A 9,547-nucleotide genomic window follows, 5' to 3' on the forward strand; every position below is an offset into this window, starting at 1 on the left:
GGCCGCTCCGGGGCCGGCGGCGAGGCCGTCACTCGTCGTTCAGACCCGTGAAGCGCAGCGCCACCCGGGTCTTGTAGCGACCGTTCAGCTGCAACAGTACGGCGGCGAACGCCTCGATCGGCGCCGCGTTGGACAGCTCGCCCGCATCCAGCGGGCGGAGGTCCGGGATCTGGGAGACGACGGCGGCGGTGGCGTCGGTGGCGTCGGGATGGTCCGAGCAGATCAGCACGTCGGAATCCACGTAGTGGTCGATCTCGCTGAGCTCCTTGGCGGGCACGTGGTGCAGCGCGGCCGCCACCTTGGCCCTCGGAATCGCCGCCTGGATGCTGGCCGCAACCGATCCCCGCGGCGGCACGAGCGGCTGGAACTCGTGCGCCACCCTCGCCAGGGCGTTGCACATCGAGACCACGACCTTGCCGTCGAGGTGGTCCTCCACGGACTGCACGGTGGCCGCGGCGGCGTCCCAGGGCGTCGCCAGCACGATCAGGTCGCAGCCGGCGGCCGTCTCGTTGTCGCCCGAGCCGATCGGCAGCTCCCTGTCGGGCCAGACGGCCACGAGCTTGTCGCGGGCCTCCATGGCGCGGTACTTCGAGCGTGACCCCAGGACCACCTCGAACCCGACACTCGCCAGCCGGACGGCAAGACCCTTGCCGGCCGGACCCGTTCCGCCCAGAACACCGATGCGCATGGGGCCTAGGGTACCTTGAGGGTGATGGGCCTCTTGTCTCAGAAGCGATTGCTCGTCACCGGCGTGCTGACCGACGCCTCGCTGGCTTTCTCCGTGGCCCAACTGGCAAGCGCCGAGGGGGCGGAGCTGATCCTGACCGGCGCCGGGCGTGGCCTGCGGCTCACCGAGCGCACCGCCCGCAAGCTGGAACCGACCCCCGAGGTGCTGGAACTCGACGTCACGCAGCCCACCCACGTCACCGCCGTGCGGGAGGCTCTGGCCGAACGCTGGGGCGGCGTGGACGGCGCCCTGCACGCCATCGGCTTCGCCCCGCCGGTGTGCCTGGGTGGCGATTTCATGGCGGCCGGCTGGGAGGACGTGTCGGTGTCCCTGGAGGTCTCGGCGTACTCGCTGAAGGCGCTGGCCGACGTCGTCGCGCCGCTGATGCCCTCCGGCGGGTCGCTGGTGGCATTGGACTTCGACGCCACGGTTGCCTGGCCCGTCTACGACTGGATGGGCGTCTCCAAGGCGGCCCTGGAGTCGGTGGCCCGCTACCTGGCCCGCGACCTGGGGCCGCGCGGCATTCGAGTCAACCTGGTGGCCGCAGGTCCGGTGCGCACGATGGCGGCCCGCTCGATTCCCGGCTTCGAGGCGTTCGAGGAGGCCTGGACCGAACGCGCCCCCCTGGGCTGGGACGTCAACGACGCCGACCCCGTTGCCCGGGCGTGCGTGCTGCTGCTGTCGGACTGGCTGGGCGCCACCACCGGGGAGATCCTGCACGTGGACGGCGGCTACCACGCCATCGGGGCCTGAGCCGAGTAGCCGGTTGGGGCAGCGCCCGGCGGGGCCACCGGCGCCCGTCGGCGGCTCGTCCGGCGAAATCGATCCGGCGCCGGCCCCCGGCGTCCCCGCCTCGGTGGGTTTGTTTCGGGAGGATTGCCGCCGGTTGTTGCCGGGACTTAGTGTTGCCGGTCGTAGCCAGCACCGGAATCCGGCCCGGAAGGAGGCGTCATGCAGCGACCGATCGAGGTGATGGGCGAGGGCCTGGGCCACCCCGAGGGACCGGACATGCTGCCCGACGGGCGTGTGGTTTTCGTCGAGACCTACACCAGCGACGTGAAGGTCTGGGAGGAGGGCAAGGGGATCTCCGTCTACGGCTATTGCGGCGGCGGCACCAACGCCTGCATCGTCGGCAGCGACGGGGACGTCTACGTCACCCAGAACGGCGGCACGGTCGGGGCGTGGAAGGCGCGCGACCAGGTGACGCCGTCGATCCAGCGGATCCGCCCCGACGGCACCGTCAGCTACGTGGCGACCGAGATCGAGGGTGCGGCGCTGAACGCCCCCAACGACCTGGCCTTCGGGCCGAACGGTTCGCTGTACTTCACGGACTCCGGCGAGTGGGACCAGGTCAACAAGCCCGACCCGAGCCGCATCTTCGAGCTGTTCCCCGACGGCACGGGGCGAGTGCTGCAGGAGCTGGAGCCCGTCTACACCAACGGCTGCGCGGTGGACCCTGACGGCAGCGTCGTCTGGGTGGAGTCGTACACGCTCGAGGTCCGCCGCCGGCGCCCCGACGGCGCCATCGAGCACATCTGCACGCTCCCCGACGGTCACGTTCCCGACGGCTTCAAACTCGACGCCGAGGGCAACTACTGGATCACGGGGTTCATGTCCGGCGTCATCGACGTCATCGCCCCCGACGGCACCTACCTGGACTATCTGGAGTGCCCCTACGTGCCACTGAACTGCTGCTTCGACGGCACCGACATGTGGGTCACCGACTTCGGCGAGATCACCGAGGTGACCGCCGAGGCGCCCATGGTGGGGCGCCTGCTGCGGGTGCGGCTCGGCGTGCAGGGCATGGAACCCTTCCGAGGCGCCATCGCCTGAGCGTCACCGGCGGTCAGGCGGTCGGTGGAATTGACGAGGCCATGGCCCAGCGACTCGACCGGGACACGAGACTCGCCGTGCTCGGCCGGCTCGTGGAGGAATACGAAGCCGAGCACGGCTTCATCACCGGCGACGAGATCGCGGAGCAGGCCCAGGAGGACCGCGACGCAGCGGGGTCGCTTCGGGGCGCCGCGCTCCGCGCCGGATGACTGTGATCCTCGACTCGGGCGCGCTCATCGCGCTCGAGGGCGACGACCGCAGTATGTGGCGGCGCCTCAAGGGTGCCCTCCAGAGCGAGAGCCCACCGAGGACGCACGGGGGTGTCGTCGCCCAGGTGTGGCGCGGCGGAACCGGCCGCCAGGCGCGTCTCGCCGCGGCGCTGCAGGCCATCGAGGTGACGGCCCTCGACGCCACTGTGGGACGGCGCGCCGGAGTCCTGCTCGCCCGCTCCGGCCTCACCGACGCGATCGACGCGGCACTGATTGCCCTCGCCGATCACGGCGACCGGATCATCACCTCGGATCCCGGCGACCTCGCCGTCGTCGCCGCCTGCACCGATCGGCGCATCGACGTCGTTCTCGTCTGAGACCGCCGGCGGCGAGGAGTCAGACATCCAAGCAGCACGCTCGCCCGCCGCCGGCTAAGCAGACTGCCGCACGAGGCCGCCCGCAACGAACACGACGTGAGCAACAGCCGGCCGGTCAGCCCAACTCGCCCGGATCAGCCGGAGGCGTCGGACACGAATGCGGCGACCGCTGCCCGGTACGGTCCGAGAACAGATCCGGGGGTCTCTGTGGCCGCAGGGGCGCCCTCAGGCACAGTAGGGAGCATCGCGATGCGCACATTGGTGGTCACCGTTGTCGCGTTTGTCGTACTCCTGGCTGCTTGTTCGAGAGCCGGAGAGGACGTGTCGCTACCGACTGCGACGGACGTCTCCGCGACGCCCATGGCAACCGGCGCCACCGCGATCGCCACCACAGAGGGGCTGAGCGTGCCGGGGTTCGGCGTCGAGAACGAGAGTCCCGCTCATGGCAACGACCGGGCGAGCGCGACACCGCTGGCTGCGCCGGGGAGTGTCTCTGGGGCGGCGAGTAGTGGGGATCCGGATTGGTTCGTGTTCGACGCGGTGACCGATGGCACGTATGCGATCGACGTGACGCCGGAATCCGACGGCGAATTCACGGTTGCGGTGTTCGACGAGGAGGGGCAAGTCCCCGGCTTTCCTGTGGTGCAGGTCGGTGAGTTGGACGTTGATGTGGTTTGGGTGGCGCCGACGCCGGGGCGGTACTGGCTCCGTGTCTCGGGGAAGTGGGCGGTGCGTTTCGCCTACAAGCTGAGGATGAGATTCTTTGAGACACCGCCGGATGATCACGGCGACTCGGCGGCGGAAGCGACGGCTGTCGTGCTTGACCCCGGCGCCACGCCCGCATGGGTTGGAACCTTCGAGCGCAACGCCAACAGCCATCTCGACTGGTTGGGCGAGGTGCAGGGCGCCGTGACTCTTTGGTTGGGGGATCTCCTGGACGAGGACTGGTTCAGTCTGGAGCTGGAGGAGGGGCGCAGGTACCGCATCGTCCCTGTCAGGGGCGATCCGACGCGCCAACCCGTATGGCGGTTGACTGCCTTCCCGCCCCTCGTCATGACCGTGCACCGCGACGGCGACGCGACCGCGCTCCACCACGATCGGTGGGGCTTCCCGATCGAATTCGTGCCGCCGGTGACCGGCACCTACCAACTGTCTGTCGCCTCCGCCGGCGTTGTGTCGTCGCTGCTGCCGGCCCCGCACGCGATTGTTGTTTCCCTCTTCGATCCCGATACTGCGCCCTATCTGCGCGACGACACCGTCGCGGTGCGCCCCGGCGCCCCGACGGTGGGCACCTTCGACCGGCGCGGAGACCTCCACTGGTTCGCGTTGGACGCCGTCGAGGGCCAAACCTGGATCGTGCAGTTCGGTGAACGCCTCGACGGGTGCATCGAGGTCTACGGCCCAGCCAGCGGGGATCCGTTGCTCGACGAGTGCGACCGGGACTACGTGGACTACTACCGGGACTACCACGTCTGGACTGCGCCCACCGACGGCACCTACGGCATCAGACTCTTCCCAGACAGTGACCGGTTCCAGACAGGCAGCGCCCGCTACTGGTTCACAATGACGCCGGCCGCGCCCGACGACCACGCAAACCACGCCGCCGGCGCCACGCCGGTTGTCGCCGGCGAGAGCCCGACGGGGACCATCGACTATGTCGGCGACACCGACATGTTCCGGCTCCCGACCCACCAGGGCGAGGTATGGACCATCCCGCTTGTGCAGTTTGCTGGCGCCGGCACCACCGTCGACGCATGGTTCGTCAGCGCTGGCGGCCAAGAAGACGGCCCACACCCCCTGCCGCACTGCTACTGGGCCTGGCCGACCTGCGCCCTATCGGCACCCCGAGATGGCGCATGGATCATCGCCTTCGAAGGCACCGAACCCGGCGCCCGGTTCGAACTGATTCCCGAACGGCTGAACGTCCCGGACGACTACGGAAACGACCGAGCGCACGCGCCCAAGCTGGCAACCCCGATACTCCCCGGCGCGGCGTGCCGGAGCGAACCGTCGATGGATGACTGCTCGGACACGACGACGGTGGAAGGGACGATCGACTACCGCATCGACGGCGACTACTTCCGGATATCCCTCCCGGAGGTCAACAAGTACGAACTCCGCCTGCACAGCGACCGCGGCCATGCGATCTTCACGGTGTTGGAAAGGTGGTACTGCGCGTCGTGGGACGAGGCGTGGGGACAGACCCACGACCTGTGGACCCCCGAGATCGCCGGCGACTACTGGATCAGAGTGGGCGTCAACAGGGACGAACTCGTCAGGCCCGACTATTATTTCGCGCCCGAGGACTACACCCTCCATATCACCGCACGCCCCGACGACTTCCCCGACCTCCCCACACCCGAGGAGACAATCGAGGACACAGCGACCGAACTCGAACCCAATACGGTCCACCGCGTCCCCCGCGGCCAAAGCAGCGGCGAGGACGCCTACCGGGTCACCCTCGACCACCCCCACTACATCATCGAAATAGACGGAGCAGGGTTCCGGATTCTCGGCACGCGGGGGTCATCGGTCCAGGAAGGGTCTCGCTACCTCAGGAAGCCGTGGCCGCCCCAAGTGGACCTACGGTTCACGGTCACAGGCCCCGAAGCCGCGCCCTACAGCGTCGTCGTCCGCGAACGCAAACCCACAGACGACCAACTCGACTGGGCGGGGCCGCCCCACGTACACCCTGGCGACGACCCACCCGAGTACTGCTACCCACACGACCACTAGACCGAACCTCCCCGGGCACCGGTCGGCCCTGCGTGAACCCGGGAGGCTCGACCCACGCAATGACGGCTCTTCGGACACTGCGGGAAGCATCCCCTTACGAGTCATCCCCCGAGCCCAAGCCGTAGCGGCCGGCACCGCTCGCGGACGCCCAGAATCCGTCGCCTACAAGGCACATCGCCGCGCCGCACCGACGACACCACCTGTCAAACCGCGCAGGCCCATCGTGCTTGGCCCACTCCGCTAGGGCAGCCAACGTATGCCTTCGGGCAGATTCGTGATCCAACTCCAGCACGGGATGGTCCCGTTGGTCCGTAGACCGCACGAATGGCTATAGCCGACATCGACAGCGGTGAAGTCGCCCACCGGCGCGTCCGACTGACCCTCGAAGCGCGCGCCCCAGCAGACGACCGTGCCACCGGCGCGAAGGCCGCACGAATTCTCAAGTCCAGCGGTGACTGCAGCGAATTCGTCCACAGGCGGATCCCACCCACCATAGGAGTCGAGCCCCCAGCAGTCGATCGTGCCCTCGGCGCGTACGCCGCACGAATACTGATTGCCGGCGCTGACAGCGGCGAAGGCGCCCACCGGCGCGTCCAACTGGCCGGAGTCATCGTTGCCCCAGCAGACGACGGTGCCCTCGATGCGCAAGCCACACGAATGGCCGGAGCCGGCGCTGACAGCGGCGAACTCGCCCGCCGGCACGTTCGACTGGCCGGAGTCATCGTTGCCCCAGCAGACGACGGTCCCCTCGATGCGCAAGCCACACGAATGGCCGGAGCCGGCGCTGACAGCGGCGAAGGCGCCCACGGGCGCGTCCAACTGGCCGTCGAGGTTGTTACCGCCCCAGCAGACAATGGTCCCTTCCGCGCGCAAACCACACGAATGCCCATACCCGGCGCTCACAGCTGTGTAGCCGCCGTCAGATGTGACCAGCGGCCCTGGATCTAGTGGCGGTGATGGTTCTTGCAGTCGTGCGGTGGTCTGAGCCACCGGAGGCACCGACCCCGGCGGCCCCTCGGGGACCACGACCGGCGGAGGCCCAGTATCGGGGATCGCAGTGTTGGTTGAACCTGTGGCGCTGCACGCCGATGCCACCAACACCAAGCCGACGGACACCGCGAACCGCCTCGACCGACCCGCACCCAACATCGCCAACCCCCTGACCGTCCCCCTCAATCCTCAGCCGGGCCGTTGACTGACCACCGGAGTTGACCGCCAGGGCCGAGTCCCCGATCGCAGTCCGAAGCTACCCACGCTCGTCATGTCTCATCCGACGAGCAGGACCGCACGATAGTTCCCGTCACCCCACTACACCGCCCCCGCGGGCCTGCTGAGCCCCGAGTCTCGCGCCGTCAGCTTGCGCGACACCGCGCGGACGTAGTGCGACGACGGGGCTCGAGCGTCTTGGCGTGGACCTGGAAGAGGTGGTAGCTCTCCATGGCGTTCACGATGGCGAGCTTCCAGTTGCAGTCCCACACCTCGGCCTCCCGGAAGTTGGACCAGTAGGGAGTGGGAACTCATGACCAGCAGTCTGACAGTGTGTCGCGACGAGGAAATGGGAACACGTCGACATGTTCGGGGCCGCGGTGCCAGCTCGCAATCTCCTGTCGCCGGCGATCGACCTGAGCGGCGGGCCCCTATCTCGCCGGTAGACAGGCTCGCCGCCGGCGTGCAACTCGTGCACTCAGACGGGTAGGTGTAGCGCGCCGTCTCGCTCGATGACGAGGCCGTCGCGCAGGAGTGACGCCACGATGCGCCGCGCTCGCGGCGGGTCGTCTTCGAGGCCCATGAGATGTGCCGCGGCCGAGGCCGGCTGGGGGCCGGATCGGAGTGCCTCCACGAGACGGCCCCGGCACTGGCGGTCGGAGCCCTCGAAGGGCGCCTGGGCGACGCTGACGCCCGCGGAGCCGTCAGCGGGGTCGGGGCCCTCTCCGCGCCAGGCGCAGTGCTGCCGGACCGGGCACGGCGCGCAGGCCGGGGCGCGGCGGGTGCAGACGGTGGCCCCCAGGTCGAAGAGCGCCTGATTCCAGAGCCAGGCCTGCCCGGGGGGCACGAGGCGGTCGGCCGCCCGCTGTGCCTCGGCTCGGGTCAGACGGCGCCCGCCGAGCCGCGCCAGCAGACGTCCCACGTTGGTGTCCACGACACCGACGTCACGCTCGAAGGCGAGGGCGAGCACGGCGCGGGCGGTGTACGGCCCGACTCCCGGCAGGGCCAACAGGCCATCGAGATCGTCGGGGAAGCGGCCACCGGCCGCGTTGATGCGGCGAGCGGCGGCGTGCAGGTGCAGCGCCCGGCGGTTGTATCCCAGCCCGCGCCATGCCTCGATGACGGCGCCCGCCGGCGCGGCTGCGCAGACCGCAGGCGTCGGGAACCGCGCACAGAAGTCGTCATAGCGCTCGAGCACGCGCGACACGCCGGTCTGCTGCAGCATCACCTCGGCCACCAGCACGCGCCACGGATCACGGGTCCGCCGCCAGGGCAGGTCGCGGAGCCGGGGCTCCGCCCACGCCAGCAGGGCCTCCTGCAGCGCGCCCGCCGAACCCGCACGCAGGTCCCCCGCGGCCGTGGCCTGCTCGGGTTCCGCTGTGGTCGCCGTGGGCACCCCCGCAGTGTCGCGGAAGCCGCGCTCCCCTGCATCGACAGGCACCGTGCCGGCACCGGGGATCGCCGGGAAGCCGCCCTGGGGCGCTAGCTTCGGAGCCCGTGGCGACCTCACCACCGCCGGATCTCATCCTGGAGCCGCTGACGGGCAAGCCGCGGGCGGTCGAGGAGTGGGTCACGACGTTTCACCTCGTGGTCGTGGCTCTGGATCCCTTCACCCACGAGAGCGGCTGGATCCTGCCCACTGCCGGCCGCGTGATGGGGAACTTCTCCGGCGCCGACTGTCGCGTGGGCTGGCTGGTATGCGGCACCGAGGATCAGGCGCGCCAGTTCCTGGGACCCTGGGCCGACCGGTTCCTGAGCTTCGCCGACCCCGACCGGGCGATGGTGCAGGGCCTCGGGCTCGAGCTGCTGCCCGCCATCGTGCACCTCAACCACTCCCTGGAGGTGGTCGGCGCGGCCGAGGGCTGGAACCCGCGGGCCTGGCGAACCGTGGCGAACGGGCTGGCCGAGGCCATGAGTTGGAGCAAGCCAAGGATCCCGACCCGCGACGACCCCTCCCCCTACGCCGGAACTCCCGCCGCGGGCTGAACCGCTTCCACGGCGCGGTACCGTTGAGGTGGAACGGCGCCAGCGAGCCGGGGACTGCTGATTCATGCCAGCAGCGCACGCTCTCGTCATTCCGGCGGAGGCCGGAATCCACTGCGCAGCGAACCGACCGGCATCACCACTGGACATTCGGCAGCCCGACGGACCACCAGCGAACCGCAATGGACTTCAGCTACGAGGACACACTTCCCGCCGGGCCGGGTGACGTGCCGTACCGGCTGCTGAGCACCGACGGCGTGCGCGTCGTCGAGGCCGGCGGGCGGCGCTTCCTGGAGGTGGACGACGAGGCCATCCGCCTGCTGACCGCCGAGGCCATGCGCGACATGGCCCACCTGCTGCGCCCCGGGCACCTGCAGCAGCTGCGCAACATCCTGGACGACCCGGAGGCCTCGGCAAACGACCGCTTCGTGGCCACCGAGCTGCTGCGCAACGCCAACATCGCCGCCGGCGGGGTG

General features: G+C 69.7%; 11 protein-coding genes. 8 read left to right on the top strand and 3 right to left on the bottom strand.

From position 1 onward, the window contains the following. Positions 1–28 precede the first annotated feature (28 nt). The gene (gene npdG, locus OXG55_16950) at positions 29–688 is read right to left on the bottom strand and encodes an NADPH-dependent F420 reductase (GenBank protein ID MCY4104927.1); all 660 of its coding nucleotides are present in this window, start codon (positions 686–688) and stop codon (positions 29–31) included. 21 nt (positions 689–709) lie between these two features. On the opposite strand from npdG, the gene fabI reads away from it, so the two are divergent. From fabI to OXG55_16975, 5 genes are all read left to right on the top strand, one after another. After that, a complete protein-coding gene (gene fabI / locus OXG55_16955; GenBank protein MCY4104928.1) occupies positions 710–1,480 on the top strand; it encodes an enoyl-ACP reductase FabI in 771 nt (256 codons plus the stop codon). A 198-nt stretch (positions 1,481–1,678) separates the two neighbouring features. Next, on the top strand, positions 1,679–2,560 hold the full coding sequence (locus OXG55_16960; GenBank protein ID MCY4104929.1) for an SMP-30/gluconolactonase/LRE family protein: 882 nt from the start codon (positions 1,679–1,681) through the stop codon (positions 2,558–2,560). 41 nt (positions 2,561–2,601) lie between these two features. Continuing rightward, positions 2,602–2,769 carry a hypothetical protein gene (locus tag OXG55_16965; GenBank protein ID MCY4104930.1) on the top strand — a complete coding sequence of 56 codons (168 nt, stop codon included), beginning with the start codon at positions 2,602–2,604 and terminating at the stop codon, positions 2,767–2,769. Further along, positions 2,766–3,146: a twitching motility protein PilT gene (locus tag OXG55_16970; GenBank protein ID MCY4104931.1), complete on the top strand. Its 381-nt coding sequence runs from the start codon at positions 2,766–2,768 to the stop codon at positions 3,144–3,146. Before OXG55_16965 ends, OXG55_16970 begins: the two co-directional genes overlap by 4 nt. Before the next feature lie 249 nt (positions 3,147–3,395). Next, positions 3,396–5,882 carry a hypothetical protein gene (locus OXG55_16975; GenBank protein MCY4104932.1) on the top strand — a complete coding sequence of 829 codons (2,487 nt, stop codon included), beginning with the start codon at positions 3,396–3,398 and terminating at the stop codon, positions 5,880–5,882. Positions 5,883–6,122: 240 nt separating this feature from the next. Here OXG55_16975 and OXG55_16980 read toward each other — a convergent pair whose 3' ends face one another. Beyond that, positions 6,123–6,998, bottom strand: coding sequence for a hypothetical protein (locus tag OXG55_16980; GenBank protein ID MCY4104933.1), 876 nt, complete (start codon positions 6,996–6,998; stop codon positions 6,123–6,125). Between OXG55_16980 and OXG55_16985 the strand changes: the two genes are divergently transcribed. After that, positions 6,940–7,077 (top strand): hypothetical protein, encoded by a 138-nt coding sequence (locus OXG55_16985; protein ID MCY4104934.1) that lies wholly within the window; start codon positions 6,940–6,942, stop codon positions 7,075–7,077. The two genes, OXG55_16980 and OXG55_16985, sit on opposite strands and share 59 nt — an antisense overlap. Positions 7,078–7,566: 489 nt before the next feature. Here the strand turns inward: OXG55_16985 and OXG55_16990 are convergent, their stop codons facing one another. Beyond that, positions 7,567–8,529, bottom strand: a complete 963-nt coding sequence (locus OXG55_16990; protein ID MCY4104935.1) for an A/G-specific adenine glycosylase — start codon at positions 8,527–8,529, stop codon at positions 7,567–7,569. 56 nt (positions 8,530–8,585) lie between these two features. Between OXG55_16990 and OXG55_16995 the strand changes: the two genes are divergently transcribed. Both OXG55_16995 and OXG55_17000 read left to right on the top strand, forming a co-directional pair. Continuing rightward, positions 8,586–9,074 (top strand): hypothetical protein, encoded by a 489-nt coding sequence (locus OXG55_16995; GenBank protein MCY4104936.1) that lies wholly within the window; start codon positions 8,586–8,588, stop codon positions 9,072–9,074. A gap of 179 nt (positions 9,075–9,253) precedes the next feature. Beyond that, a partial coding sequence (locus OXG55_17000; GenBank protein MCY4104937.1) for a fumarate hydratase occupies positions 9,254–9,547 on the top strand: 294 nt, incomplete at its 3' end.

The organism is bacterium (genome assembly GCA_026708055.1).
In the GTDB taxonomy this organism is placed as follows: Bacteria; Actinomycetota; Acidimicrobiia; order Acidimicrobiales; family CATQHL01; genus VXNF01.